Annotated in this window: 35 protein-coding genes and 1 tRNA gene; 33 read left to right on the forward strand and 3 right to left on the reverse strand. The window is 42.8% G+C overall.

The window, feature by feature from the left end:
* Window positions 1-7: 7 nt before the first annotated feature.
* Together BQ7480_RS16820 and BQ7480_RS16825 are read left to right on the forward strand one after the other, a co-directional pair.
* Window positions 8-1,498, forward strand: coding sequence for a lipopolysaccharide biosynthesis protein (locus BQ7480_RS16820; protein WP_072543752.1), 1,491 nt, complete (start codon window positions 8-10; stop codon window positions 1,496-1,498).
* A 43-nt stretch (window positions 1,499-1,541) separates the two neighbouring features.
* A complete protein-coding gene (locus BQ7480_RS16825) occupies window positions 1,542-2,900 on the forward strand; it encodes a TIGR00341 family protein (protein WP_072543753.1) in 1,359 nt (452 codons plus the stop codon).
* 76 nt (window positions 2,901-2,976) lie between these two features.
* Here the strand turns inward: BQ7480_RS16825 and BQ7480_RS16830 are convergent, their stop codons facing one another.
* Window positions 2,977-3,732, reverse strand: a complete 756-nt coding sequence (locus BQ7480_RS16830; protein ID WP_072543754.1) for a NigD1/NigD2 family lipoprotein — start codon at window positions 3,730-3,732, stop codon at window positions 2,977-2,979.
* Between the two features lie 153 nt (window positions 3,733-3,885).
* A tRNA-Ile gene (locus BQ7480_RS16835) sits at window positions 3,886-3,959 on the reverse strand.
* Between the two features lie 159 nt (window positions 3,960-4,118).
* Here BQ7480_RS16835 and BQ7480_RS16840 point away from each other — a divergent pair.
* The 4 genes from BQ7480_RS16840 to BQ7480_RS16855 are packed head-to-tail and all read left to right on the forward strand — an operon-like array spanning window position 4,119 to window position 10,259.
* On the forward strand, window positions 4,119-6,749 hold the full coding sequence (locus tag BQ7480_RS16840) for a calcium-translocating P-type ATPase, PMCA-type (RefSeq protein WP_072543755.1): 2,631 nt from the start codon (window positions 4,119-4,121) through the stop codon (window positions 6,747-6,749).
* Window positions 6,750-7,370 carry an HAD family hydrolase gene (locus tag BQ7480_RS16845; RefSeq protein WP_072543756.1) on the forward strand — a complete coding sequence of 207 codons (621 nt, stop codon included), beginning with the start codon at window positions 6,750-6,752 and terminating at the stop codon, window positions 7,368-7,370. It begins immediately after the preceding gene.
* A 2-nt stretch (window positions 7,371-7,372) separates the two neighbouring features.
* The gene (locus tag BQ7480_RS16850) at window positions 7,373-8,305 is read left to right on the forward strand and encodes a bifunctional riboflavin kinase/FAD synthetase (RefSeq protein ID WP_072543757.1); all 933 of its coding nucleotides are present in this window, start codon (window positions 7,373-7,375) and stop codon (window positions 8,303-8,305) included.
* Window positions 8,306-8,363: 58 nt separating this feature from the next.
* A complete protein-coding gene (locus BQ7480_RS16855; RefSeq protein ID WP_072543758.1) occupies window positions 8,364-10,259 on the forward strand; it encodes a DEAD/DEAH box helicase in 1,896 nt (631 codons plus the stop codon).
* A gap of 45 nt (window positions 10,260-10,304) precedes the next feature.
* Here the strand turns inward: BQ7480_RS16855 and BQ7480_RS16860 are convergent, their stop codons facing one another.
* Window positions 10,305-11,288 carry a glycoside hydrolase family 43 protein gene (locus BQ7480_RS16860; protein WP_072543759.1) on the reverse strand — a complete coding sequence of 328 codons (984 nt, stop codon included), beginning with the start codon at window positions 11,286-11,288 and terminating at the stop codon, window positions 10,305-10,307.
* Between the two features lie 177 nt (window positions 11,289-11,465).
* Between BQ7480_RS16860 and BQ7480_RS16865 the strand changes: the two genes are divergently transcribed.
* The 27 genes from BQ7480_RS16865 (at window position 11,466) to map (ending at window position 26,697) form a co-directional block, all read left to right on the forward strand.
* A complete protein-coding gene (locus tag BQ7480_RS16865) occupies window positions 11,466-11,789 on the forward strand; it encodes a DUF3467 domain-containing protein (protein WP_072543760.1) in 324 nt (107 codons plus the stop codon).
* Between the two features lie 186 nt (window positions 11,790-11,975).
* Window positions 11,976-12,383 (forward strand): 30S ribosomal protein S12, encoded by a 408-nt coding sequence (gene rpsL / locus BQ7480_RS16870; protein ID WP_007559394.1) that lies wholly within the window; start codon window positions 11,976-11,978, stop codon window positions 12,381-12,383.
* A 149-nt stretch (window positions 12,384-12,532) separates the two neighbouring features.
* Complete coding sequence (gene rpsG / locus BQ7480_RS16875; RefSeq protein WP_072543761.1) at window positions 12,533-13,009, forward strand: 30S ribosomal protein S7; 477 nt, start codon at window positions 12,533-12,535, stop codon at window positions 13,007-13,009.
* Between the two features lie 32 nt (window positions 13,010-13,041).
* Window positions 13,042-15,159, forward strand: coding sequence for an elongation factor G (gene fusA, locus BQ7480_RS16880; protein ID WP_072543762.1), 2,118 nt, complete (start codon window positions 13,042-13,044; stop codon window positions 15,157-15,159).
* 93 nt (window positions 15,160-15,252) lie between these two features.
* On the forward strand, window positions 15,253-15,558 hold the full coding sequence (rpsJ, locus tag BQ7480_RS16885) for a 30S ribosomal protein S10 (RefSeq protein ID WP_002558075.1): 306 nt from the start codon (window positions 15,253-15,255) through the stop codon (window positions 15,556-15,558).
* 20 nt (window positions 15,559-15,578) lie between these two features.
* A complete protein-coding gene (rplC, locus tag BQ7480_RS16890) occupies window positions 15,579-16,196 on the forward strand; it encodes a 50S ribosomal protein L3 (protein ID WP_007559391.1) in 618 nt (205 codons plus the stop codon).
* Window positions 16,196-16,825, forward strand: a complete 630-nt coding sequence (gene rplD, locus BQ7480_RS16895) for a 50S ribosomal protein L4 (RefSeq protein WP_072543763.1) — start codon at window positions 16,196-16,198, stop codon at window positions 16,823-16,825. Before rplC ends, rplD begins: the two co-directional genes overlap by 1 nt.
* A 20-nt stretch (window positions 16,826-16,845) precedes the next feature.
* Window positions 16,846-17,136 carry a 50S ribosomal protein L23 gene (gene rplW / locus BQ7480_RS16900; protein ID WP_007559388.1) on the forward strand — a complete coding sequence of 97 codons (291 nt, stop codon included), beginning with the start codon at window positions 16,846-16,848 and terminating at the stop codon, window positions 17,134-17,136.
* A gap of 7 nt (window positions 17,137-17,143) precedes the next feature.
* Window positions 17,144-17,965 carry a 50S ribosomal protein L2 gene (gene rplB, locus BQ7480_RS16905; RefSeq protein WP_072543764.1) on the forward strand — a complete coding sequence of 274 codons (822 nt, stop codon included), beginning with the start codon at window positions 17,144-17,146 and terminating at the stop codon, window positions 17,963-17,965.
* Window positions 17,966-17,990: 25 nt separating this feature from the next.
* The gene (gene rpsS / locus BQ7480_RS16910) at window positions 17,991-18,260 is read left to right on the forward strand and encodes a 30S ribosomal protein S19 (protein ID WP_007559385.1); all 270 of its coding nucleotides are present in this window, start codon (window positions 17,991-17,993) and stop codon (window positions 18,258-18,260) included.
* A gap of 38 nt (window positions 18,261-18,298) precedes the next feature.
* Window positions 18,299-18,706, forward strand: a complete 408-nt coding sequence (gene rplV / locus BQ7480_RS16915) for a 50S ribosomal protein L22 (RefSeq protein ID WP_072543765.1) — start codon at window positions 18,299-18,301, stop codon at window positions 18,704-18,706.
* A gap of 6 nt (window positions 18,707-18,712) precedes the next feature.
* A complete protein-coding gene (rpsC, locus tag BQ7480_RS16920; RefSeq protein ID WP_072543766.1) occupies window positions 18,713-19,444 on the forward strand; it encodes a 30S ribosomal protein S3 in 732 nt (243 codons plus the stop codon).
* A gap of 20 nt (window positions 19,445-19,464) precedes the next feature.
* On the forward strand, window positions 19,465-19,896 hold the full coding sequence (rplP, locus tag BQ7480_RS16925) for a 50S ribosomal protein L16 (RefSeq protein ID WP_013617999.1): 432 nt from the start codon (window positions 19,465-19,467) through the stop codon (window positions 19,894-19,896).
* 5 nt (window positions 19,897-19,901) lie between these two features.
* The gene (rpmC, locus tag BQ7480_RS16930; protein ID WP_007559379.1) at window positions 19,902-20,096 is read left to right on the forward strand and encodes a 50S ribosomal protein L29; all 195 of its coding nucleotides are present in this window, start codon (window positions 19,902-19,904) and stop codon (window positions 20,094-20,096) included.
* A gap of 11 nt (window positions 20,097-20,107) precedes the next feature.
* Complete coding sequence (gene rpsQ / locus BQ7480_RS16935; protein WP_072544105.1) at window positions 20,108-20,365, forward strand: 30S ribosomal protein S17; 258 nt, start codon at window positions 20,108-20,110, stop codon at window positions 20,363-20,365.
* A 2-nt stretch (window positions 20,366-20,367) separates the two neighbouring features.
* Window positions 20,368-20,733, forward strand: a complete 366-nt coding sequence (gene rplN, locus BQ7480_RS16940; RefSeq protein WP_007559377.1) for a 50S ribosomal protein L14 — start codon at window positions 20,368-20,370, stop codon at window positions 20,731-20,733.
* Window positions 20,734-20,753: 20 nt separating this feature from the next.
* Window positions 20,754-21,077: a 50S ribosomal protein L24 gene (gene rplX / locus BQ7480_RS16945; protein ID WP_072543767.1), complete on the forward strand. Its 324-nt coding sequence runs from the start codon at window positions 20,754-20,756 to the stop codon at window positions 21,075-21,077.
* Entirely contained in the window at window positions 21,077-21,634 is a 558-nt protein-coding gene (rplE, locus tag BQ7480_RS16950) for a 50S ribosomal protein L5 (RefSeq protein WP_007559375.1), read from the forward strand. The genes rplX and rplE overlap by 1 nt, the downstream gene beginning before the upstream one ends.
* Window positions 21,635-21,640: 6 nt before the next feature.
* Window positions 21,641-21,940 carry a 30S ribosomal protein S14 gene (rpsN, locus tag BQ7480_RS16955; RefSeq protein ID WP_072543768.1) on the forward strand — a complete coding sequence of 100 codons (300 nt, stop codon included), beginning with the start codon at window positions 21,641-21,643 and terminating at the stop codon, window positions 21,938-21,940.
* A 58-nt stretch (window positions 21,941-21,998) separates the two neighbouring features.
* Window positions 21,999-22,394: a 30S ribosomal protein S8 gene (rpsH, locus tag BQ7480_RS16960; RefSeq protein ID WP_007559373.1), complete on the forward strand. Its 396-nt coding sequence runs from the start codon at window positions 21,999-22,001 to the stop codon at window positions 22,392-22,394.
* A gap of 17 nt (window positions 22,395-22,411) precedes the next feature.
* Window positions 22,412-22,981 (forward strand): 50S ribosomal protein L6, encoded by a 570-nt coding sequence (gene rplF, locus BQ7480_RS16965; protein WP_072543769.1) that lies wholly within the window; start codon window positions 22,412-22,414, stop codon window positions 22,979-22,981.
* Window positions 22,982-23,002: 21 nt separating this feature from the next.
* Window positions 23,003-23,344 carry a 50S ribosomal protein L18 gene (gene rplR, locus BQ7480_RS16970; RefSeq protein ID WP_007559370.1) on the forward strand — a complete coding sequence of 114 codons (342 nt, stop codon included), beginning with the start codon at window positions 23,003-23,005 and terminating at the stop codon, window positions 23,342-23,344.
* Window positions 23,345-23,350: 6 nt separating this feature from the next.
* Window positions 23,351-23,866: a 30S ribosomal protein S5 gene (gene rpsE, locus BQ7480_RS16975; protein ID WP_072543770.1), complete on the forward strand. Its 516-nt coding sequence runs from the start codon at window positions 23,351-23,353 to the stop codon at window positions 23,864-23,866.
* An 11-nt stretch (window positions 23,867-23,877) separates the two neighbouring features.
* A complete protein-coding gene (gene rpmD, locus BQ7480_RS16980; RefSeq protein ID WP_072543771.1) occupies window positions 23,878-24,054 on the forward strand; it encodes a 50S ribosomal protein L30 in 177 nt (58 codons plus the stop codon).
* Window positions 24,055-24,084: 30 nt separating this feature from the next.
* The gene (rplO, locus tag BQ7480_RS16985) at window positions 24,085-24,531 is read left to right on the forward strand and encodes a 50S ribosomal protein L15 (RefSeq protein ID WP_072543772.1); all 447 of its coding nucleotides are present in this window, start codon (window positions 24,085-24,087) and stop codon (window positions 24,529-24,531) included.
* Window positions 24,532-24,535: 4 nt separating this feature from the next.
* Window positions 24,536-25,882, forward strand: a complete 1,347-nt coding sequence (gene secY, locus BQ7480_RS16990) for a preprotein translocase subunit SecY (protein ID WP_072543773.1) — start codon at window positions 24,536-24,538, stop codon at window positions 25,880-25,882.
* Window positions 25,883-25,899: 17 nt separating this feature from the next.
* On the forward strand, window positions 25,900-26,697 hold the full coding sequence (map, locus tag BQ7480_RS16995; RefSeq protein WP_072543774.1) for a type I methionyl aminopeptidase: 798 nt from the start codon (window positions 25,900-25,902) through the stop codon (window positions 26,695-26,697).
* Window position 26,698: the final 1 nt, after the last annotated feature.

Below are 26,698 nucleotides of genomic sequence, written 5' to 3' on the forward strand. Positions count from 1 at the left end.
AAGTATTATGGCCGGAATAAAATCTTTGGCAAAGGATACTGCCATTTATGGGCTGAGCAGTATCGTCGGACGTTTTTTGAATTATTTGCTGGTACCTCTCTATACGGCAGTGCTCCCTGCCGCTTCCGGGGGATATGGGGTGGTATCGAATGTATATGCTTATACGGCACTGATTCTGGTGTTGCTGACTTTTGGCATGGAGACGGGATTCTTCCGTTTCGCCAACAAGTCGGACGAGGATGCCGGGAAGGTGTATGCCAACTCCCTGCTGTTTGTGGGAGGACTTTCGTTGCTGTTTGTCGTGCTGTGCATGGTTTTCCTGCATCCGCTTTCTGCCTTGCTGGAATACCCGGATCATCCGGATTACATTGCCATGATGGTATGTGTGGTGGCACTCGATTCTTTCCAGTGCATACCCTTTGCTTATCTGCGTTATAAGAAACGCCCTATCAAGTTCGCTTCCATCAAGTTGCTGAACATTGTGGGAAACATTCTGTTGAACCTCTTTTTCCTGCTCGTCTGTCCGTGGCTGAATGTCCATGCTCCAGAGACGGTAAACTGGTTCTATAATCCGGACTATCTGGTGGGTTACATCTTCGTGTCCAACCTGATTATGTCGGCCTTGCAGATGTTTTTCTTTATTCCGGAACTGCGCGGGGTATCCTATCGCATGGACAAGGTGCTGATGAAGCGCATGGTAAACTATTCTTTCCCGATATTGATATTTGGGCTGGTAGGTATCCTGAACCAGACGGTCGACAAGATGATTTATCCTTATCTGTTCGACGACCGTTCGGAAGGGTTGGTGCAGCTGGGTATATACAGTGCCACGAGTAAGGTGGCGCTGGTCATGGCGATGTTCACACAGGCTTTCCGCTATGCTTACGAACCGTTCGTCTTTGGCAAGAACAAGGATGCAGACAGTAAGAAAGTCTACTCTTCGGCGATGAAGTTCTTCTTTATTTTCTCTTTACTGGCCTTTCTGGCGGTGATGGGCTACATGGATATCCTGAAATACATGGTGGCTTCCGACTATTGGGAGGGATTGAGCGTAGTGGCTATCGTCATGCTGGCCGAGATTTTCAAGGGCATCTATTTTAATCTTTCTTTCTGGTACAAACTGACCGATGAAACCTACTGGGGTGCTTATTTTTCCTTGATTGGCTGTGTCGTGATTCTGGGGCTGAATATCTGGCTGGTACCGACCTATGGATATGTGGCCTCTGCTTGGGCTTCAGTGGCAGGCTACGGAGTGATTACCTTGCTGTCTTATTTCATCGGACAGAAAAAGTATCCGGTGAGTTACCCTTTGAAGGATATGACACTTTATCTGATTGTCGCTGTGGTACTCTATATGCTCTCACAAGAAACACCGATTGCGAACCTTTGGTTGCGTTTGGCTTACCGCACAATATTAATATTGGTGTTTATTGCGTTTATTATCAAAAAAGACTTACCTTTAAGGACTTTACCTTTTGTCGGCCGTTTCTTCCGGTAACAGGCAAGAGGAGTAACTTATCAAGTAACCAAATCGGGCTGTTATGGAACTAGGGAACAAACGAAAATTTCTGCTTCGTAAATTTTTCAATGAATATCTGGACTTGAACCGGAGCAAAGAGGATGAGCAGCTGACCGTGGAAACCATCCGCAACGGGGTGGAGTTTAAGGGAACCAACTTGTGGGTTCTGATTTTTGCCACGTTCATCGCTTCATTGGGTTTGAATGTCAATTCTACGGCTGTCATCATCGGTGCCATGCTGATATCCCCATTGATGGGACCTATCATGGGAGTCGGACTTTCCATCGGCTTGAACGATTTTGAGCTGATGAAACGTTCCTTGAAAAGCTATCTGGTGGCCACGTTGTTCAGTGTCACTACTGCCACAATTTATTTTGCCTTTACTCCGTTGGATGAAGTGCAGTCGGAATTGCTGGCCCGTACGTCGCCCACTATCTACGACGTATTCATTGCTTTGGTCGGCGGGTTGGCCGGTATTGTGGCTTTGGCTACCAAAGAGAAGGGAAATGTGATTCCGGGCGTAGCCATTGCTACGGCGTTGATGCCCCCTTTGTGTACGGCTGGGTTCGGGCTGGCTACAGGGAACCTGTTGTATTTTCTGGGAGCTTTCTATTTGTATTTCATCAATTCCGTTTTTATCAGTCTGGCCACTTACATCGGGGTGCGTGTGATGCATTTCCAACGCAAGCAGTTTGTGGACAAGGCCCGTGAGAAACTGGTGAAGCGCTATATTATCTGGATAACGGTAGGTACCATGTGTCCGGCTGTATACCTTACCTATAACATTGTGCGGGAAACCTTCTATCAGACCTCTGCCAGTCATTTTATTACCGAGGAGCTGCAGTTCCCCGATTCTCAAATCCTGAGCCGTGAAGTTTCGTACGACAAGCGGGAGATAAAGGTCGTATTGATTGGCAAGGAAGTGTCGAAGGAGCAGATTGCCGCCGCACAGCACCGTTTGCCCGATTATAACCTGGCCAAGACCAATCTGGTGGTATTCCAGGGTATGGGAGACGGTAATGCTGTAGACATCAGTAACATCAAGTCGATGGTAATGGAAGACTTTTATCGGAACAGTGAGAAGCGTTTGAAGGAACAAGAGGCAGCGATTGACACCTTGCATAAACAGCTGGCTGATTTCTCTGGCTCGGATTGGCTGGGAAAGCAGCTGGGGCAGGAAATCAAGGTTCTTTTCCCGGAAATCAAGACCTTGTCCGTTTCCAAGAGTCTGCGCTTGTCTGTGGATAGTTCCTGTGTCGATACACTGACATACGCGATTATCGACTGTCAGCGGGTGCCCGACCAGAAAAGTAAGGAAAAAATAGTGAAATGGCTGAAAGCCAAGACGGGAGACACCCATTTGAGACTGATTGTAGAATAACGGGTGAGGGGGTAAAAAAAACGTAAATACGTTTGAGTTGAAGCGCATTTACGTTTTTGGGAAGGCTTTTGATGCCTTATTTTACTTTCTGTATATTCCGGATAGAAGTGACTTCTGTGGCTTGAGGATTAGTGGCTTTTCGGGTACAATAGTCGAACTCGGCCGATTTTTCTCCACTAAATGAATTCCATTTCAAGGTCAGTTTCACGGTCTTTCCCTGTGTATCGGGCAGTCCGTCCAGCTTGAACGCAACCAGTCCGTCTCCCATTCTTCCGTTTATGTCGCCAAAGGCGTTATGGCAGAATTCCACTTCATAGGCGTTATCCGGATTTTGTGTACTGATTAAGTTTACAAAATGCGGTTGGCCGTTTCCCCATCGGGTAGCGAAACGAAGTGTCAGGTATCCGTCTTCCGCGATTGTGACCCAGTCGTTGAGGATTTCTACCGGATCGTTTCCGTACGTTTCAAGGTTTGCTTCTTCTCCCAAGTTCGGCGCCATCGGTTTCGTCAGAATGCTGTCAATCCAGTTGACGAAGACCGCTTTGTCGTATTCTTGTGGAGCTTCCTTCGAAAAGTCAAAATTGGTCAGTGCTCTGACTTCTTTGTCACCAAAAGGAGAGGTGATCATGTTTACTGGGCGTAGGGTTGTACTGTCGTCGAGTTGCAGGTAGGGGGTATTGTCGGCACTCAGTTTTACGGTGACCAATGCGTTGGCATAATAATGTGAAAGGTAGAAATCATTGTCATCATTCTGGCAAGACTGGAGTCCCATAGTGAAGCATACACCCATTATGAACATGAAACCCTTGTAGATAAGCGATAGCGTTTTCATAATGCATTCTTTTAAGTTATTTCTTTTGTCATTTTATGTATAAAATGCATAATACGCTGGATTCCTGCACGTCAAATAGTTAAATGGTGTTGCATTTTACAATGGTGCATAAAAAAAGCAGCTACGGAATCCGTAACTGCCTACAACTGAGAGTGGACCAGCCTGGGCTTGAACCAGGGACCTCCAGATTATGAGTCTGTTGCTCTAACCAACTGAGCTACAAGTCCGAAATCCAAATAAAGGTTTGGAAATGCGGTACAAAAGTAATGGTTTGGCATGAAATCTGCAACATTTGGCTAGAAAAAAATGATAAAAAAAACTAATGGGAAAGATGCATTCAATATATATTGTATTTTTGCAGATATTAATTTTTAACTTTTAGACGTATGTCACAAAATATGCATGACTCTCATTTCAAGGGATTAACCGATCAGGAAGTCCTTCAAAATCGTCAAAAATATGGGACTAACTTGTTGACCCCTCCTAAACGTCCTTCCATTTTTAAACTTTACTTGGAAAAGTTTCAAGATCCGGTAATCAAGATTTTGTTGGTGGCCGCGGCCTTTTCTTTATTGATTTCTGTGATTGAAAATGAATATGCCGAGACCATCGGTATCTTTTTTGCTATCTTTCTGGCTACGGGAATCGGGTTTTATTTTGAATATGATGCTAACAAGAAGTTCGATTTGCTGAATGCCGTGGGAGAGGAAACGCCGGTGATGGTGATTCGTAACGGGAAGGTACATGAAATTCCCAGAAAAGATGTGGTAGTGGGAGATATTGTCATTCTGAATACGGGTGATGAAATTCCGGCGGATGGAACGTTGTTGGAGGCGGTGTCACTGCAAGTGAATGAATCCAGTCTGACGGGTGAGCTGATGGTCAATAAGACGACGGATGAAGCACATTTTGATGATGAAGCCACTTATCCGTCGAATACGGTGATGCGTGGAACGACAGTGACAGACGGTCATGGGGTGATGCAGGTGGAGAAAGTCGGTGATGCGACTGAAATCGGTAAGGTGGCACGCCAGGCTACGGAACAGAGTCAGGAACAGACACCTTTGAACCTGCAGCTCACGAAACTGGCTAATCTGATAGGAAAAGCCGGCTTTACGATTGCGATATTGACTTTCGTCATTTTTACCGCAAAAGATTTGTATGCATATCTGAGTATGACAGAAGTGACCGACTGGCATCAGTGGTTGGTCATCGCGCAGATAGTATTGAAATATTTTATGATGGCCGTGACTCTGATTGTGGTAGCTGTACCCGAAGGGTTGCCGATGAGTGTGACGCTGAGTCTGGCATTGAATATGCGCCGTATGCTAAAAACCAATAACCTAGTTCGCAAGATGCATGCTTGCGAAACCATGGGAGCGATTACGGTGATTTGTACGGATAAGACGGGTACGCTTACACAGAACCTGATGCAGGTGTATGATGCACAACTGGATGAGAATCAGAAAGATTTGATAGCCGAAGGAATTGCAACCAATTCGACTGCCTTTTTGGAGGAAAAAGAAGATGGAAAACCGTCGGGCGTAGGAAATCCTACAGAAGTGGCTTTGCTGCTTTGGCTGAACGGACAAGGACAGGATTACATTGCTTTGAGAAATCAGGCGAAGGTGGTCAGTCAGCTGACTTTCTCCACGGAAAGAAAATATATGGCTACGCTGGTAGATTCTGCCGTACGGAAAGTCCGTATTCTGTATGTGAAGGGTGCTCCTGAAATTGTGATGGGAAAATGCGGGATGGATGAAAGTCGGATACAACAGTATAACGCACAGCTTCTGGCCTATCAGAACCAGGCCATGCGTACTTTGGGAGTAGCCTATAAGGTGATATCGGAAGGTGCCGGCACGGATTGTGCGGAACTGGTGAAAGAAGGCGGGTTGACTTTTTTAGGTATCTTTGCCATCAGCGACCCGATTCGTCCCGACGTGCCGGATGCGGTAAAGAAATGCCAGTCTGCCGGTATTCGGGTGAAAATTGTGACGGGAGATACACCGGGTACAGCCACGGAAATTGCCCGTCAGATAGGTCTGTGGACTCCGGAAGATACAGAACGAAACCGGATTACGGGAGTAGAATTTGCCGCCTTGAGTGATGAGGAAGCATTGGAAAGAGTGGTTGATTTGAAAGTAATGAGCCGTGCGCGTCCGATGGACAAGCAGCGTCTGGTACAGTTGCTTCAGCAGAAAGGTGAAGTAGTGGCCGTGACGGGAGATGGTACGAACGATGCGCCGGCATTGAATCATGCGCAAGTAGGCCTTTCCATGGGTACGGGTACATCGGTTGCGAAAGAGGCCAGTGATATCACGTTGCTGGATGATTCTTTCCACAGCATCGCTACTGCCGTGATGTGGGGGCGTTCACTGTATAAAAACATCCAGCGTTTTATTGTCTTCCAGCTGACCATTAATGTGGTGGCTCTGCTTAGTGTGTTATTGGGTGCTTTCCTGGGTACGGCGCTTCCTTTGACGGTGACTCAGATGCTGTGGGTGAACCTGATTATGGATACCTTTGCAGCCATGGCATTGGCTTCTATTTCTCCGAGCATGGATGTCATGAACGAGAAGCCTCGTAAACGTACTGACTTTATCATTACTCCGGCCATGCGGAAAAATATTTTTGGGGTAGGGGCTGCTTTCCTTCTTATTCTGATGGGACTGCTTTCCTTCTTCAATAATATGCCAGGTGGAATGGATGTGCATCATCTGACCATTTTCTTTACGATTTTTGTGATGTTGCAATTCTGGAATCTGTTCAATGCCAGTGTATTCGGAACCAATCATTCTATATTCAAGGATGCCAGTCATGCAATGGGCATGTTGGGTGTGGCTTTAATCATCTTGGTTGGGCAATTCATTATTGTGACCGTAGGAGGAAAAGTGTTCCGGACAGAGCCTTTGTCTGTGATGGAATGGGTTTATATCATTGCCGGAACGTCTTTGGTACTTTGGGTTGGTGAAGTTTGGCGAGGAATCAAGCGGGTAGCGCAAAAAAATAAATAAATGAGTCGATTTAAAAATATCATATTTGATTTAGGTGGTGTACTTTTGGACCTGGATGTAGCCGGGTGTATGGAGGAACTGGAACAAATTGGCTTGCACAAAGTCCGGGAGTGGATGACGGGTACCAATGAATCTGGTTTCTTCAAAGATTATGAGGCGGGTATGCTGACCACTGTTCAGTTTCGGGAGCACATCGGTCAATGGACCGGTTGTTCTCTTCCAGATGCGGAAATTGATAGAATCTGGAACCGTATGCTGAAAGATATTCCGGCACATAAACTTGATTTGTTGTGGAAGTTGAGAAAAGATTATATTTTATATTTGTTGAGTAATACGAACGAGTTGCATTGGCAGGAATGTACCGGTAAGTTTGCGTACAAAGGCAGGCAGGTGCAGGACTATTTCGCCCGTATTTTCCTCTCTTTCCAGATGCATCTGGTAAAACCTGATACGGAAATTTTCCGGAAAGTGCTGAAAGAAGCCGGGTTGATGGCGGAGGAAACCCTTTTTGTGGATGATTCGGAGGTGAATTGTCGGGCTGCCGCTTCTTTGGGAATAAATGTGTTTCATTATATTCCTGGTGATGATTTAGCTGTGCAACTTCAAAAAATCATTGAATAAGAATGGAAATAGTTACGGATGCTACCGCCACCAATCTTCCAGCCTGCGTAGCGACGATAGGTTGTTTTGATGGCGTACACAGAGGACATCAATATCTGATTGAACAGGTTCATAATATAGCGAAAGCAGAAGGTCTTGCTTCTTGCTTGATTACGTTCACACGTCATCCGCGGCAGGTGTTGGATGCCAACTACCAGCCTCGTTTGCTTACATGTTTGTCGCAGAAGATAGAATGTTTCGAACAGACTCCCATAGAATATTGCGTGTTGTTGCCTTTTACTAAGGAACTGTCTTTACTCTCGGCCCGTGAGTTTATGACTATTTTGCATGACGTGTACCACGTACAGACACTTTTTGTAGGGTATGACCATCATTTTGGCCATGGAAAGGGAGAAGGTTACCAGGAATATTGCCGGTACGGACAAGAGCTAGGGATGCGGGTCATGCAGTCTAAGGCATTGGTAGAAGAAGGTGTTTCCATCAGCTCTACCTTGATTCGCTCATGTCTGGCGGAGGGAAATGTGAAACAGGCTAACTTGTATTTGGGATATAATTATTATCTGAACGGCAGGGTAGTGGATGGCCGCAAGCTAGGACGTACACTTGGTTTTCCGACAGCCAATCTTCAACCCTTGTGTACTGATAAATTGCTTCCTGCGACAGGCGTGTATGCGGTTTATGTGTATGTGGGGAAGGAGCGTTATGCCGGTATGTTGAATATTGGAAGCTGCCCTACAGTAAATGAAGACAATCAGACTGTAAGTATAGAAGTGCATATCTTGAACTTTTTAGGTGACATTTATGAGGAACTGATTAAGGTGGAGTTTGTGGATTATGTACGTCCGGAAGTGAAATTTGAAAATGTAGAGGAGCTGACTCGGCAGTTGCAACGCGACCGGGTGGCAGTGAAAAATCTTTTGAATCTAAAGGATTAAACTGTTGGGCTGCATCTGATTTGTCCGTATCTTTGCAGCAAATTAGATAATTGAATTGATGAAAACATTTGAAGAACTTGGCGTTTCGCCCGAAATACGTAAAGCAATCGGGGAGATGGGGTATGAGAACCCCATGCCGGTGCAAGAAGAAGTAATCCCGTATTTGTTGGGGAACGGCAATGATGTAGTGGCTCTGGCACAGACCGGAACCGGAAAAACAGCCGCATTTGGTCTGCCGCTGATTCAGAAAATTGATGTGAAAAATTGTGTACCCCAGGCCTTGGTGCTTTGTCCTACACGTGAGCTTTGTCTGCAGATTGCAGGTGACTTGACAGATTATTCAAAGTATATTACCGACTTAAAAATTTTGCCTGTCTATGGAGGCTCTTCCATCGACAGCCAGATTCGTAGTCTGAAACGGGGGGTACATATCATCGTGGCTACTCCGGGGCGTCTGATTGATTTGATGGAGCGTAGGGTAGCTCAGCTGGAGACGGTTCGTGACGTGGTGATGGACGAAGCCGACGAAATGCTGAATATGGGTTTCACAGACAGTATCAATACTATTCTTGAAAATATACCTAAAGATAGAAATACGTTGATGTTTTCGGCTACAATGAGTCCGGAAATCAGTCGTATCGCAAAAACTTACCTTCATAACGCCAAAGAAATTACGATAGGAACCAAAAATGAAGGCAGTAAAAATGTGAATCATGTGGCCTATATTGTGCATGCAAAGGATAAGTATCTGGCCTTGAAACGGGTGGTAGACTTCTATCCCCAGATTTATGGCATTATTTTTTGCCGGACCCGGAAGGAAACGCAGGAAATTGCAGACAAACTGATTCAGGACGGTTACAATGCCGATTCGTTGCATGGCGAGCTCAGTCAGGCACAGCGTGATTTGGTGATGCAGAAGTTCCGTCAGCGTCATCTGCAGTTGCTGGTGGCGACCGATGTGGCTGCCCGTGGGTTGGATGTGAATGATTTGACGCATGTCATTAATTATGGTCTGCCGGATGATACAGAGAGCTATACCCATCGGAGTGGGCGAACGGGGCGGGCCGGAAAGACAGGTATTTCGATTGCCATTATCAATTTGCGTGAGAAGGGGCGTATGCGGGATATTGAGCGCATCATCAAGAAGAAATTCGAGGTGAGTGTACTTCCTTCCGGTAAGGAAATTTGTGAGCAGCAGTTGATAAAAGTGATTGATGACATTGAAAAGGTAAAGGTGGATGAGGAAGAAATCGCCACTTTCCTACCGGGCATTTATCGGAAGCTGGACTGGCTGGATAAGGAAGATCTGATTAAGCGGGTGGTGTCACTGGAGTTCAATCGTTTTCTGGATTATTACAAGAACGCGCCTGAGATAGAACAACCTAAAGCAAGTGATAAGAAAGCCGAGGCGAAGGAGGTTCGTAAGGGTAGTGGAGATAAGGAAAAGGTAGGCCGCAAGGCTGAAAAAGGATATACACGTTTATTCTTGAACTTAGGAAAGACGGACGGCTTTTACACCAATCAAATTATTGACCTGGTGAACCGGAACTTGAGGAAAGAGCGTATTCAGATAGGGCGTATTGATTTGATGCAGAATTTCTCGTTTTTTGAGGTGATTCAAGAGCAGGCTCCTCAGGTGATAAAGGCTTTGAACAAAGTGGTGTTGAACGGCGGGCATAAGGTTTGTGTGGAAGTGGCCGGTGAAAATACCGGAAAAAGCGACAAAAACGGAAAGAAAAAGAAGGCAGCCGTTGAAAAGACAACCGATAAGAATTCAAAAGCGGAAAAAACAAAGAAACCGAGTCGGGCGGAAAGAGGATATGTCAATCCTCGTGGTCCTAAGAAGAAAGACGACTGGAAGCAGTTCTTCCAGCAGGACAATCAGTCATTACGGGGAGAGGAGCCAGATTTCTCGGAAGAGGGTTGGGCCAAACGTAGCAAACGTAAAAAATAAATAAAAATCCGGAAGGGGGATTCATGGACCCTTCCGGATTTTTATTTATTTGAACACACCTTCTGTGGTCATTTGTATGCGTTTTATGCTTCCGTCCGCTTGGTAGAAGAGCGGGTCGATACAAATGGACCTTCTGAATCCGCAACCATTAGGGTTGATGCTCCCATTATGGTAGATGAAGTAGGATTTTCCTTTGAAGTCGATGATGGCCTGATGGTTTGTATTGGAGTTTCCAGCTATTTCATTGAGAATACCTTTATAAATCCAAGGGCCATTGATGTGTTTGCTCATGGCATAGCATATTTTTTCGGGAAACTCTGAGGCAAATGACAGATAGTACCAGTCACCGTGTTTGTGTACCCAAGGGGCTTCGGTGTATCGTGGCAGGTTGATAGGATGAATAGGCCCGTCCAGTTCTGTCATATTCTCTTTTAATTTTGCATAGTAGCATTGGGTGTTGCCCCAAAAAAGATAAGCCTGACCGTCGTCGTCAATGAAGACCGTCGGGTCGATGTCGTCCCAAGCGATGGAAGTGTATTGAGTAGTCATGTCGTTAGTGATGAGTGCGCTGCCACGTGCATCTTTAAAAGGACCAGTGGGAGAATCGGCTACGGCGACTCCGATTGACTTGCCGGGAATCGTGGCATGTTCGACGGTGACATACCAATAGAATTTTCCGTTCCTTTCGATGACTTGACTGGCCCATGCTTCCCCTTTGGCCCATTTGAAATCAGTGGCTTTTAAGGTGTAGGCATGTTCAGTAAATGTTTTCATGTCTTGTGTAGATAAGATACACCATTCGTTCATCAAGTAGTATTGGTGAGGTGCCGGGCATTCATCGTGGCCAGCGTAGATATATACTGTGCCGTCATAGACCATGGCAGCCGGGTCGCCCAAATATTTATAAGATACGACCGGATTTTGGGTTGCCACAAAAGTGGTGTCTTGCGTTGCAGCTTGTAAGGATATGTGTGCTGTAGACACAGTGAGGGCAATAAACCCTAGTTTGAAGAATGAGTTTTTCATGATAAAATGATTTGTGATATTTCAGGTACAAAGGTAGCTTTCTTGTGATGTAGGGAGGTGGACAAAAAGTTTTTTGAAGTGGATTGTGGCCATGCAGGCTAGAAAAAGAATGGGATTTATTAGTTTACTCCGACTTTTTTCCTACATTTGCCGTATAATTATTTAAACAGTTTAATCATTATGGAAAACGAAAACAAAAATCAGCTTCAGATAGAATTGAAAGAAGAAGTGGCACAGGGTACTTATGCGAATTTGGCGATTATCACTCATTCAAGTTCTGAATTTATCATAGACTTTGTTCGTGTGATGCCTGGTTTGCCGAAAGCTGGTGTCCAATCTCGTATTGTGATGACTCCGGAACACGCAAAGAGACTGATGTTTGCATTGCAGGACAATGTGGCTAAGTATGAACAGAATTTCGGTCAGATTCGGATGCCGGAACAGCAGGCACAAGGCGGAAAAACCTTTGTTCCACCGTTGAGTGATTTTAAGGGCGAAGCTTAAAAAAATATAAATAATGGCTTTAAAAGGCTCATTTCCCGTTTTTTTCGGGGAGTGGGCCTTTTTCTTTTGAAAAACAGTTTGTCTATTAAAAAGTTATTTGTAATTTTGCAGCCCGAAATGTAGTATTTCGCCAAGGATTGTAGAAACAATAGAAAATAAATATATAACAATTAAAAATCAAACAAAATGCCTACTATTCAACAGTTAGTAAGAAAAGGAAGAACGGTTTTGGTTGATAAGAGTAAATCACCGGCATTGGACTCATGTCCTCAGAGACGTGGCGTTTGTGTACGTGTTTACACTACAACTCCGAAAAAACCGAACTCAGCAATGCGTAAAGTTGCTCGTGTGCGTCTGACAAACTCTAAGGAAGTGAACTCTTACATTCCGGGAGAAGGACATAACTTGCAGGAACACTCAATCGTTTTGGTTCGTGGTGGTCGTGTAAAGGACCTTCCGGGTGTACGTTATCACATCGTACGTGGTACACTGGATACAGCAGGTGTAGCAGGTCGTACACAGAGACGTTCTAAGTATGGTGCTAAGCGCCCGAAACCAGGACAGGCAGCTCCGGCAGGAAAAGGTAAGAAATAATCCTAGCTGAGTACAATCCTTAGTTTAAGAAAAACTTTTATTAATTCGTTTTGGTTTGTTGGAAAAGCTTTAAGGTTGAGTAAATGCTTCAGAGGAAGCGTTGAAGTAGACGAAATGCAGCCCCAAACTAAACATTATTATCAAACAAAATGAGAAAAGCAAAACCAAAAAAACGTGTGATCCTTCCGGATCCGGTATTTAACGACCAGAAGGTTTCAAAATTCGTAAACCATCTGATGTATGATGGCAAGAAGAACACTTCTTATGAAATCTTCTACAATGCACTGAAAACAGTTGAAACCAAGCTTCCTGCTGAGGAAACTTCTGCTTTGGAGGTTTGGAAAAAGGCTCTTGATAATGTAACTCCGCAGCTGGAAGTGAAGTCTCGCCGTATCGGTGGTGCTACATTCCAGGTTCCTACAGAAATCCGTCCGGATCGTAAAGAATCAATTTCTATGAAGAATCTGATCGCTTTTGCTCGTAAGCGTGGAGGTAAGTCAATGGCTGATAAATTGGCAGCAGAAATCCTTGATGCATACAACGAACAAGGTGGTGCTTTCAAACGTAAAGAGGATATGCATCGTATGGCTGAAGCTAACCGTGCATTTGCTCACTTCAGATTCTAATCGAGTTATTAATTAATTAAGACGGAATTAAAATGGCTAAACATGATTTGCATTTAACCCGTAACATCGGGATCATGGCGCACATCGATGCTGGTAAGACAACGACTTCTGAGCGTATCTTGTTCTACACAGGTTTGACTCACAAAATCGGTGAAGTACACGACGGTGCTGCTACCATGGACTGGATGGAACAGGAACAGGAACGTGGTATTACTATTACATCTGCTGCCACAACTACTTATTGGAAGTATGCAGGTAATAAATATAAAATCAACTTGATTGATACTCCGGGACACGTAGACTTCACTGCGGAAGTAGAACGTTCTCTCCGTGTATTGGATGGTGCAGTCGCTACTTACTGTGCAGTAGGTGGTGTAGAACCTCAGTCAGAAACAGTATGGCGTCAGGCTGATAAATATAATGTTCCTCGTATCGGTTATGTAAACAAAATGGACCGCTCTGGTGCTGACTTCTTTGAGGTAGTTCGCCAGATGAAGGACGTGTTGGGCGCAAATCCTTGTCCGGTAGTGATTCCTATCGGTGCGGAAGAATCTTTCAAGGGAGTTGTCGACCTGATTAAGATGAAGGCTATTCTGTGGCACGATGAAACAATGGGTGCTGACTATGATGTAGAAGAAATTCCTGCAAACTTGGTTGATGAAGCCAATGAGTGGAGAGACAAAATGTTGGAAAAGGTGGCTGAATTCGATGAAGCCTTGATGGAAAAATATTTTGACGATCCTTCTACTATCACTGAAGAGGAAATCTTGCGCGCTCTGCGTGCCGGAACTCTGAAGATGGAAATCGTCCCAATGTTGTGTGGTTCTTCATTCAAGAACAAAGGTGTACAGACATTGCTGGATTATGTATGCGCATTCTTGCCTTCTCCGCTGGATACTCCGAACATCGTAGGTACCAATCCGAATACAGGTGCTGAAGAGGACCGTAAACCGGATGAGGATGAAAAGACTGCTGCTTTGGCATTCAAGATTGCTACAGACCCGTATGTAGGTCGTCTGACTTTCTTCCGTGTTTACTCTGGTAAGATTGAAGCTGGTTCTTATATCTACAACTCTCGTTCAGGTAAGAAAGAACGTGTTTCTCGTCTGTTCCAGATGCATTCAAACAAGCAGAATCCGGTAGAAGTAATCAGCGCGGGTGATATCGGTGCTGGTGTAGGTTTCAAGGATATCCGTACAGGTGATACATTGTGTGACGAAACTGCTCCGATTGTATTGGAATCTATGGACTTCCCTGAACCGGTTATCGGTATTGCAGTAGAGCCGAAGACTCAGAAAGATTTGGACAAGCTGTCTAACGGTTTGGCTAAGCTGGCTGAAGAAGACCCGACATTTACTGTACGTACAGATGAACAGACTGGACAGACTATCATCTCTGGTATGGGTGAGCTTCATTTGGATATCATCATCGACCGTTTGAAACGTGAGTTCAAGGTTGAATGTAACCAAGGTCGTCCGCAGGTTAACTATAAGGAAGCTATCACGAAGACTGTAGAATTGCGTGAAGTTTATAAGAAACAGTCAGGTGGTCGTGGTAAGTTCGCCGATATCATTGTATCTGTAGGTCCGGTTGACGAAGATTGGAAGCAGGGCGGTCTGCAGTTCATCGATGAAGTGAAAGGTGGTAATGTGCCTAAGGAATTTATTCCTTCTGTACAGAAAGGTTTCCAGACAGCCATGAAGAATGGTGTATTGGCTGGTTTCCCGCTCGATTCACTGAAGGTTGTGTTGAAGGATGGTTCTTTCCACCCGGTTGACTCTGACCAGTTGTCATTTGAAATCTGTGCTATCCAGGCATACAAGAATGCTTGTGTGAAAGCAGGTCCGGTTCTGATGGAACCGATTATGAAACTGGAAGTGGTTACTCCGGAAGAGAACATGGGTGATGTTATCGGTGACTTGAACAAACGTCGTGGTCAGGTTGAAGGTATGGAAACAAGCCGTTCTGGCGCCCGTATCGTAAAAGCTATGGTTCCGTTGGCTGAAATGTTCGGTTATGTAACAGCTTTACGTACTATTACTTCAGGTCGTGCTACTTCTTCAATGAGCTACGATCACCACGCACAGGTTTCTAGCTCAATTGCTAAGACTGTATTGGAAGAAGTGAAAGGTCGCGTTGATTTGGTATAATAAACAATGGGACGGAAGTCGATGAGGGCTAGCGAATGACTCTTAGCCCTCAAGCTTCCTCCAGTTATTCATTTAATAATTTAATAAATAAACATGAGTCAGAAAATCAGAATTAAACTGAAATCTTACGATCACAACTTGGTAGACAAGTCAGCTGAAAAGATTGTAAGAACTGTGAAGGCTACAGGTGCTATCGTAAGTGGTCCTATTCCATTGCCTACACACAAGCGTATCTTTACTGTAAACCGTTCGACTTTCGTAAACAAGAAGTCTCGTGAACAGTTCGAATTGTCTTCTTACAAGAGACTGATTGACATCTACAGCTCAACTGCAAAGACAGTAGATGCTTTGATGAAATTGGAATTACCGAGTGGGGTAGAAGTAGAAATTAAAGTTTAATCAATTAAAAATTAACTGAAATGCCAGGATTATTAGGAAAGAAAATCGGAATGACATCCGTTTTCAGTGCTGATGGTAAGAATGTACCATGCACTGTTATCGAAGCTGGTCCTTGTGTAGTTACTCAGATTAAGAGTGTAGAAAAAGATGGCTATGCAGCTGTTCAGGTAGGTTTCCAGGACAAGAAGGAAAAGCATACTACAAAACCGTTGATGGGTCATTTTAAGAAAGCTGGAGTAACTCCAAAGAGACACTTGGCCGAGTTCAAAGATTTCTCAGAAGAATTGAATTTAGGTGACACTATCACTGTGGAATTGTTCAATGACACTGCTTATGTAGATGTAATTGGAACTTCTAAGGGAAAAGGTTTCCAGGGTGTTGTAAAACGTCATGGATTTGGTGGTGTAGGTCAGACTACTCACGGTCAGCACAACCGTGCTCGTAAGCCGGGTTCTATCGGTGCTTGTTCTTACCCTGCAAAAGTATTCAAAGGAATGCGTATGGGTGGCCAAATGGGTGGTGACAGAGTGACTACTCACAACTTACAGGTATTAAAGGTGATTCCTGAACACAACCTGCTGTTGATTAAAGGTTCTGTTCCGGGTTGCAAAGGTTCAATCGTAATAATTGAGAAATAATGGAAGTTAACGTTTTAAATATCAAGGGTGAAGAAACCGGAAGAAAGGTGGCTTTGAATGAGGCTATCTTCGGAATCACTCCAAATGATCACGCTATCTATCTGGATGTAAAACAGTATATGGCTAATCAGCGCCAGGGTACTCACAAATCTAAGGAAAGAAGCGAAATCAGTGGTTCTACTCGTAAATTAGGCCGTCAGAAAGGTGGTGGCGGTGCACGTCGTGGTGATATCAATTCTCCAGTATTGGTGGGTGGTGCTCGCGTATTTGGTCCTAAACCTCGTGACTATTGGTTCAAATTGAACAAGAAAGTGAAAGCTTTGGCTCGTAAGTCTGCTTTGTCATATAAAGCTCAGTCTAACAACATTGTAGTGGTTGAAGACTTCACTTTTGAAGCTCCTAAAACTAAAGAATTCGTAAACGTTGTGAATAATCTTAAAGTGGCTGGTAAAAAGCTACTTATGGTTTTGCCGGAAGCAAATAAAAACGTATATTTGTCTGCTCGTAACTTAGAGCGTACAAATCTTGCAATTGCTTCTGCGCTGAATACATACTCTGTATTGAACGCAGAAACTCTTGTTGTGACAGAAAGTGCATTGAAAGCTATCGAGGAAACCTTAGTGAAATAATTAAAGGAGGCTGAAGTAATATGGGAATGATTATTAAACCGTTGGTTACAGAAAAGATGACGGCAATATCTGAAAAGTTCAACCGCTTTGGATTTATTGTTCGTCCTGAAGCTAACAAATTAGAAATTAAGCGTGAAATCGAAGCTATGTATAACGTGACTGTGGTAGACGTGAATACTATCCGTTACGCAGGTAAGAATAAGAGCCGTTATACTAAGTCAGGTCTTATCAATGGTCGTACGAATGCATATAAGAAAGCAATCGTCACATTGAAAGAAGGTGATACTATTGATTTTTATAGCAATATTTAAATAAAAGATGGCAGTACGTAAATTTAAGCCCACAACACCGGGGCAGAGACACAAAATTATTGGTACTTTTGAAGAAATTACTGCATCGGTACCAGAGAAATCTCTTGTATATGGAAAGCGTTCTACGGGTGGTCGTAACCACGTAGGTAAAATGACAATGCGCTATATCGGTGGCGGTCATAAGAGAAAATTCCGTATTATCGATTTCAAGAGAAATAAAGACGGTGTTCCAGCAGTCGTTAAAACAATTGAATATGATCCGAACCGTTCGGCTCGTATCGCTTTGTTGTTTTATGCTGATGGTGAAAAAAGATATATCATTGCTCCTAATGGATTGCAAGTTGGTAGCACTTTGATGTCTGGAGCGGATGCGGCGCCTGAGATTGGTAACGCACTTCCTCTTGAGAACATCCCCGTAGGTACAGTAATTCACAACATTGAATTGCGTCCGGGACAGGGTGCTGCTTTGGTAAGATCGGCTGGTAACTTTGCTCAGTTGACTTCTCGTGAGGGTAAGTATTGTGTAATCAAGCTGCCTTCAGGTGAAGTAAGACAGATTTTAAGTGCTTGTAAGGCTACTATCGGTAGTGTGGGCAATTCTGACCACGCTCTGGAAGCTTCCGGTAAAGCAGGTCGTTCTCGCTGGTTAGGCCGTCGTCCTCATAACCGTGGTGTTGTTATGAACCCTGTGGATCACCCGATGGGTGGTGGTGAAGGACGTCAGTCAGGAGGTCACCCGAGATCACGTACAGGCTTGTACGCTAAGGGCTTGAAGACAAGAGCACCTAAGAAACAGTCTTCTAAATATATTATAGAAAGAAGAAAGTAATAACAACTGATTAATTGAGTAATTTATGAGTCGTTCATTAAAAAAAGGTCCATATATTAATGTAAAACTGGAAAACAAGGTGCTCGCTATGAATGAGAGCGGCAAGAAGTCAGTTGTTAAGACATGGGCTAGAGCTTCAATGATTTCGCCTGATTTTGTTGGGCATACAATTGCAGTTCATAACGGAAACAAATTTATTCCTGTTTACGTTACTGAAAACATGGTTGGTCATAAGTTGGGAGAATTTGCTCCGACACGTACTTTCCGTGGTCATGCAGGTAACAAGAAAAAATAATAACAGGACGCATATTTGAAATAATAAAGTAATAAATAATGGGAGCAAGAAAAAAAATATCGGCTGATAAGAGAAAAGAAGCCCTTAAAACCATGTATTTTGCAAAATTGCAAAATGTGCCTACTTCTCCGCGTAAGATGCGTCTCGTGGCTGACATGATTCGCGGTATGGAGGTGAACAGAGCACTTGGTGTTTTGAAGTTTTCTTCTAAAGAAGCTTCTGCTAGAGTGGAAAAACTGTTACGCTCTGCTATTGCTAACTGGGAACAGAAAAACGAACGCAAAGCTGAAGACGGCGAATTGTTTGTAACTAAGATTTATGTTGACGGGGGAGCAACCTTGAAAAGAATGAGACCGGCTCCGCAGGGTAGAGGTTACAGAATTCGTAAACGCTCAAATCATGTGACTTTGTTCGTTGATGCTAAGAATACTAATGATAAAAATTAAGAGTAGATGGGACAGAAAGTTAATCCGATAAGCAACCGTTTAGGAATTATCAGAGGATGGGATTCTAATTGGTACGGTGGCAAGAATTATGGTGACGCTTTGCTGGAAGACAGCAAAATTCGTAAATATCTGAATGCCAGACTTGCAAAAGCCAGCGTTTCAAGAATCGTTATTGAACGTACTCTGAAATTGGTGACAATTACTGTATGTACTGCTCGTCCGGGTATTATCATTGGTAAAGGTGGTCAGGAAGTTGATAAGTTGAAAGAGGAGTTGAAGAAGATCACTGACAAGGATATCCAGATTAATATCTTTGAAGTAAAGAGACCGGAACTTGACGCTGTTATTGTTGCAAACAACATCGCTCGTCAGGTAGAAGGCAAAATCGCTTACCGTCGTGCTATCAAGATGGCGATTGCCAATACAATGCGCATGGGAGCTGAAGGTATCAAAGTGCTGATTTCTGGTCGTTTGAACGGAGCTGAAATGGCACGTTCTGAAATGTATAAGGAAGGTCGTACTCCATTGCATACTTTCCGTGCAGACATTGACTATTGTCATGCAGAAGCTTTGACTAAGGTTGGTTTGCTGGGTATTAAGGTATGGATTTGCCGTGGAGAAGTTTATGGAAAACGTGAGTTGGCTCCTAACTTCACTCAGAGCAAAGAAAACAGCCGTGGTGGAAACGGTAACAATGGTGGAAAGAATTTCCGTAGAAAGAAAAACAACAATCGCTAACGATTTGAATTTTAGGAATTATGTTACAACCGAAAAAAACAAAATTCAGAAGACAGCAGAAAGGTAGCGCTAAAGGTAACGCCCAGAGAGGTCATCAGTTGGCTTTTGGTACTTTTGGTATCAAATCTCTTCAGACTAAGTGGATTACTGGTCGTCAGATTGAAGCAGCTCGTATTGCTGTAACAAGATATATGCAGCGTCAGGGTCAGATTTGGATCCGCATTTTCCCGGATAAACCTATTACTCGTAAGCCAGCCGATGTACGTATGGGTAAAGGTAAAGGTAATCCGGAAGGTTTCGTGGCTCCTGTAACTCCGGGTCGTATTTTGATCGAAGTTGAAGGTGTTTCTTTTGAAGTAGCTAAAGAAGCTTTGCGCCTCGCCGCACAGAAACTTCCTGTTACTACTAAGTTTATTGTTAGACGTGATTACGACGCAAGTCAAAATGCTTAATTGATATGAAGATTGCAGAAATTAGAGAAATAGCTACCAACGAATTGGCAGAAAGAATTCAGACTGAAGTTGCCAATTACAATCAAATGGTTTTGAATCATTCGATCTCTCCGCTGGAAAATCCTGCACAGATCAAGAAATTACGCAGAACAATTGCGCGTATGAAAGCAGAATTGCGTCAGAGAGAACTTAACAAATAATAATGGTCCTCATGGAAGCTAGAAATTTAAGAAAAGAAAGAACTGGTGTTGTAGTTAGCAATAAAATGGACAAGACCATTACTGTTGCGGCTAAGTTTAAGGAAAAACACCCTATTTATGGTAAGTTCGTGTCTAAAACGAAAAAATACCATGCTCATGACGAAAAGAATGAATGCCAGGTTGGCGATACTGTTCGCATCATGGAAACTCGTCCTTTGAGTAAAACTAAGAGATGGAGATTGATTGAAATTATTGAAAGAGCTAAGTAATTATGATACAAGCAGAATCCAGACTTACAGTATGTGACAACAGTGGCGCAAAAGAAGCTCTTTGTATCCGCGTATTAGGCGGTACAAAGAGACGTTATGCCTCTGTTGGGGATGTTATTGTAGTTTCAATAAAGAGTGTTATCCCCTCAAGTGATATTAAAAAAGGTGCAGTATCAAAGGCCTTGATTGTACGTACAAAGAAAGAAATCCGTCGTGCTGATGGTTCTTACATTCGTTTTGATGACAATGCTTGCGTATTGTTGAATAACGCAGGTGAAATTAGAGGAAGTCGTATTTTTGGCCCGGTTGCGAGAGAGTTGCGTAATGCAAACATGAAAGTGGTTTCACTTGCACCTGAAGTACTTTAATTTTGTAAAAGATTTAAGTAATGAGTAAATTACATATTAAAAAAGGCGATACAGTTTACGTAAACTCTGGCGAAGACAAGGGTAAAACTGGCCGCGTGTTGAAGGTTCTTGTTAAAGAAGGACGTGCAGTGGTAGAAGGTATCAACATGGTATCTAAGAGTACCAAACCGAATGCAAAGAATCCTCAGGGTGGTATTGTGAAGCAGGAGGCTCCTATTCACATCTCTAACCTGAATCCGGTAGATCCGAAAACAGGAAAACCGACTCGTGTAGGTAGAAGAGAAAGTTCTGATGGAAGAACATTTGTTCGTTATGCTAAAAAATCAGGAGAGGAGATTAAATAATGAGTAATACTGCTAGCCTTAAGAAAGAATATGCAGAGCGCATTGCTCCTGCTTTGAAGAATCAATTCCAGTATTCTTCATCTATGCAAATCCCTGTACTTAAGAAGATTGTTATCAATCAAGGTTTGGGTATGGCGGTTGCTGACAAGAAAATCATTGATGTAGCTATCAATGAATTGACTGCTATTACAGGACAGAAAGCTGTAGCAACTGTTTCTCGTAAGGATATCGCAAACTTTAAGTTGCGTAAAAAAATGCCGATTGGTGTAATGGTAACATTGCGTCGTGAAAGAATGTATGAATTCCTTGAAAAATTGGTTCGTGTGGCTTTGCCGCGTATCCGTGACTTTAAGGGTATTGAAAGCAAATTCGACGGAAGAGGAAACTACACACTGGGTATTCAGGAACAGATTATTTTCCCTGAAATCAACATTGACAGCATTACCAAGATTTTGGGTATGAATATTACTTTCGTAACTTCTGCTCAGACTGACGAAGAAGGTTATGCTTTGTTGAAAGAATTCGGATTACCGTTTAAAAACGCTAAAAAAGATTGATAAGTTATGGCAAAAGAATCAATGAAAGCTCGTGAAGTAAGAAGAGCTAAACTTGTTGCTAAATATGCTGAGAAGCGTGCTGCGTTGAAGAAGATTGTAAATTCTGGTGATCCTGTTGAAGCTTTTGAGGCAGCTCAAAAGTTGCAGGCTCTGCCTAAGAACGCTAATCCTATTCGTTTACACAACCGTTGTAAACTGACTGGCCGTCCTAAAGGTTATATCCGTCAGTTTGGTATCTCACGTATTCAGTTCCGTGAGATGGCTTCAAACGGTTTGATTCCTGGCGTTAAGAAAGCAAGCTGGTAAATAATTTTTTTATTAAATATTGTCAGGGTAGTCCTGATTAATTTAACAATTAGTTTTTATGACAGATCCTATCGCAGATTATCTCACTAGATTGAGAAATGCAATTAGTGCTAAGCACAGAGTGGTGGAAGTGCCTGCTTCAAATTTGAAAAAGGAGATTACTAAGATCCTTTTCGACAAAGGGTACATCCTGAACTACAAGTTTGTTGAAGATGGTCCTCAGGGTACTATCAAGGTAGCCTTGAAGTATGATGCGGTTAACAAGGTTAACGCAATCAAGAAACTTGAAAGAGTATCTACTCCGGGTATGCGTAAGTATACCGGTTACAAAGACATGCCGAGAGTTATTAATGGATTAGGTATTGCTATTATATCTACTTCCAAAGGTGTTATGACAGACAAGGAAGCTGCTGAACTGAAGATTGGCGGTGAAGTTCTTTGCTATGTATATTAATGTTAGGAGGATAAGCAATGTCAAGAATTGGTAAATTACCCATTAGTATCCCTGCTGGAGTAACAGTTACTCTGAAGGATAATGTAGTAAATGTAAAAGGACCTAAAGGTGAGTTGAGTCAGTTTGTAAATCCTGCTATCAGTGTGGAAATTGCAGACGGACATGTGGTGTTGAAGGAAAACGAAGATGCTATGCTTGATAACCTGAAACAGCGTCATGCATTCCATGGTTTGTATCGTGCTTTGATTCACAACATGGTTGTTGGTGTTTCTCAAGGTTATAAGAAGGAATTAGAGCTGGTCGGTGTAGGTTACCGTGCTTCTAACAACGGTAATATCATTGATTTCGCTTTAGGTTATACGCATAATATTTTTATGCAGTTGCCTCCTGAAATCAAGGTGGAAACTAAATCTGAAAGAAATAAGAACCCTCTTATCATATTGGAATCTTGTGACAAACAGCTGCTTGGTCAGGTTTGTTCAAAAATACGTTCTTTCCGTAAGCCTGAACCTTATAAAGGAAAAGGTATTAAGTTTGTTGGTGAAGAAATTCGTAGAAAGTCTGGTAAGTCAGCTGGCGCTAAATAATTCACATAAAATCGTACAATTATGACAACAAAAATAGAAAGACGCATTAAGATTAAATATAGAGTACGCAACAAGATTTCAGGTACTGCTGAACGTCCGCGTATGAGTGTGTTTAGAAGTAACAAGCAGATTTATGTTCAGGTTATCGACGATTTAAGTGGTAAGACATTGGTAGCTGCTTCTTCTTTGGGCATGGAAGCTATGCCGAAAAAGGAACAAGCTGCAAAGGTTGGTGAGCTGATTGCAAAGAAAGCTCAGGAAGCTGGTATTACGACTGTCGTATTCGACCGTAATGGTTACTTGTATCATGGGAGAGTAAAAGAAGTAGCTGATGCTGCTCGTAACGGTGGACTTAAATTTTAAAGAATTATGGCAGTTAATAATAGAGTTAAGATCACTAACGATATAGAATTAAAAGATAGACTGGTTGCAATCAACCGTGTTACTAAGGTTACAAAAGGTGGTAGAACTTTCAGTTTCTCTGCAATTGTAGTAGTTGGTAACGAAGACGGTATTATCGGTTGGGGCCTTGGTAAAGCTGGCGAAGTAACAGCTGCAATCGCGAAAGGCGTTGAAGCTGCAAAGAAGAACCTGACTCGTGTTCCGGTATTGAAAGGTACTGTTCCTCACGAACAGTCTGCTAAGTTTGGCGGTGCTGAAGTGTTCATTAAGCCTGCTTCAACTGGTACGGGTGTGGTAGCTGGCGGTGCAATGCGTGCCGTATTGGAAAGTGTAGGTGTTACTGATGTCTTGGCTAAGTCTAAGGGTTCATCAAATCCTCACAATCTGGTAAAAGCTACTATCTTGGCTTTGGGTGAAATGAGAGATGCTCGCATGGTAGCTCAGAACAGAGGTGTAAGTTTGGATAAAGTATTTAGAGGATAAGGAGGATATTTATGGCAACTATTAAGATTAAACAAGTAAAGAGTAGAATTGGTGCTCCGGCTGATCAGAAGAGAACTTTGGATGCACTTGGTCTCCATAAATTGAATCGTGTGGTTGAACACGAAGAGACTCCTTCAATTCTGGGTATGATTGAAAAGGTTAAACACCTGGTTGCAATCGTTAAGTAATATATTGTTAACAAAAAAGGATCTTACAATATGAAGTTAAATAATTTGCGTCCTGCAGAAGGTTCTGTCAAAACTAGAAAAAGAGTTGGTCGTGGTGCTGGTTCAGGTTTAGGCGGTACTTCTACAAGAGGACATAAAGGAGCAAAATCAAGATCTGGCTATTCAAAGAAGATTGGTTTTGAAGGAGGTCAGATGCCGCTTCAACGTCGTGTTCCGAAATTTGGTTTTAAGAATATTAACCGTGTTGAATACAAAGCAATTAATCTTGACACTATTCAGAAATTAGCAGAAGCTAAGAATCTGTCTAAGGTTGGCATTAATGATTTGATTGAAGCTGGTTTCGTTTCTTCTAATCAATTAGTGAAAGTTCTTGGTAACGGTAGTTTAACTACTAAGCTTGATGTAGAAGCAAATGCTTTCTCTAAGAGCGCAGTAGCTGCAATCGAAGCCGTTGGTGGTAATGCAGTAAAACTCTGATTCAATGATAAAATCTATTGAAACATTAAAGAATATATGGAATATTGAGGATCTGAGAAAACGGATCCTCATTACTATATTGTTTGTTGCAATTTATCGATTCGGTTCTTATATCGTATTGCCAGGTATTAATCCTGACATGTTGTCTAAATTGCATGAACAGACGAGTGAAGGTCTTCTTGCCTTGTTGAATATGTTTTCTGGAGGTGCTTTTTCAAATGCATCTATATTTGCACTTGGAATCATGCCGTATATCTCTGCATCCATTGTGATTCAGTTGTTGGCAATTGCTGTACCTTATTTCCAGAAACTGCAGCGTGAGGGTGAAAGCGGTCGTCGAAAGATTAATCAGTATACTCGTATTCTGACAATCATTATTTTGATTTTCCAAGCCCCATCTTATCTGATCAACTTGAAAATGCAGGCAGGGCCCGCCCTTAATGCTTCATTAGATTGGACTTTCTTTATTATTACTTCAACTATCATTCTGGCAGCAGGTAGTATGTTCATTCTGTGGCTTGGAGAAAGAATTACAGATAAAGGAATTGGTAATGGTATTTCATTAATCATTATGGTGGGTATTATTGCTCGTCTTCCTCAGTCTTTCTCAGGTGAGTTCGTTTCGCGACTTGCTTCTCCGGGTGCAGGTGGTATTATTATGTTCTTGATAGAACTAGTATGTTTGCTGGCAGTGATAGCTGCTGCTATCTTGTTGGTACAAGGTGTGCGCAAGGTTCCTGTACAATATGCCAAGCGTATTGTGGGCAATAAGCAATATGGCGGTGCCAGACAGTATATTCCTTTGAAAGTAAATGCGGCTAATGTGATGCCTATCATTTTTGCTCAGGCTATCATGTTTATTCCGATTACGATTGTTGGATATTCTAATATTGACAATGCGAGTGGTATTGCTCGTGCCTTGATTGACCACACAGGTTTCTGGTATAACTTTATTTTTGCGGTATTGATTATTCTTTTTACTTATTTCTATACTGCAATTACTATCAATACCACCCAGATGGCAGAAGATATGAAGAGAAATAACGGTTTTATTCCGGGAATAAAGCCGGGTAAGAATACTGCAGAATATTTGGATGTAATCATGTCCCGTATTACTCTGCCGGGTTCTATATTCTTGGCTATTATTGCTATTTTGCCTGCGTTTGCCGGTCTTTTTGGAGTTCAAGCTGAATTCGCTCAATTCTTTGGTGGAACATCACTGCTGATTCTTGTTGGTGTGGTATTGGATACCTTGCAACAGGTTGAAAGTCATTTGTTGATGCGTCACTATGATGGATTGTTGAGCTCAGGTAGAATTAAAGGACGGTCTGGAAATGTGGCTGCATATTAAAAAAATACTTGTCTCGAATGATATTTCTAAAGACAGATGATGAAATAGAGTTGCTTCGTCAGAGTAATCTCCTAGTTGGGAGAACTCTGGCTGAAGTGGCTAAAATGATAAAGCCTGGAGTTACGACGAAGCAGTTGGATAAAGTAGCGGAAGAGTTTATTCGTGACCATGGGGCGGTTCCTACCTTTAAAGGATTTCCTAATCCTTATGGCTCTCCTTTTCCTGGTACGCTTTGCACTTCAGTAAATGAACAGGTTGTACATGGGATTCCGAATGATATCCCTTTAAAAGACGGTGATATTGTTTCGGTCGACTGTGGTACTTTTATGAATGGATTTTGTGGAGATTCTGCCTATACATTCTGTGTGGGAGAAGTGGCTCCCGAGATTGTCAGATTATTGAAGGTTACGAAGGAATCTCTTTATAAGGGTATTGAAAATGCTGTTCATGGAAAGAGACTTGGAGATATAGGCTATGCTATTCAACAGCATTGTGAATCCCAATCTTACGGCGTTGTTCGTGAGTTTGTGGGTCACGGTATTGGAAAAGAAATGCATGAAGATCCTCCAGTCCCCAATTATGGACGTCGAGGTACAGGCACGTTGCTGAAAAAAGGAATGTGTATTGCAATTGAGCCGATGATTACTTTAGGAAATCGGCAAATTGTGATGGAAGAGGACCGGTGGACAATCCGGACGAGAGATCGGAAGTGTGCAGCTCATTTCGAGCATACAGTTGCAGTCGGACTTGGGAAGGCTGATATATTATCATCATTTGAATTTATAGAACAAGTTTTAGGAGATAAAGCAATTTAAT

The organism is Bacteroides mediterraneensis (assembly GCF_900128455.1).
Classification (GTDB): Bacteria; Bacteroidota; Bacteroidia; order Bacteroidales; family Bacteroidaceae; genus Phocaeicola; species Phocaeicola mediterraneensis.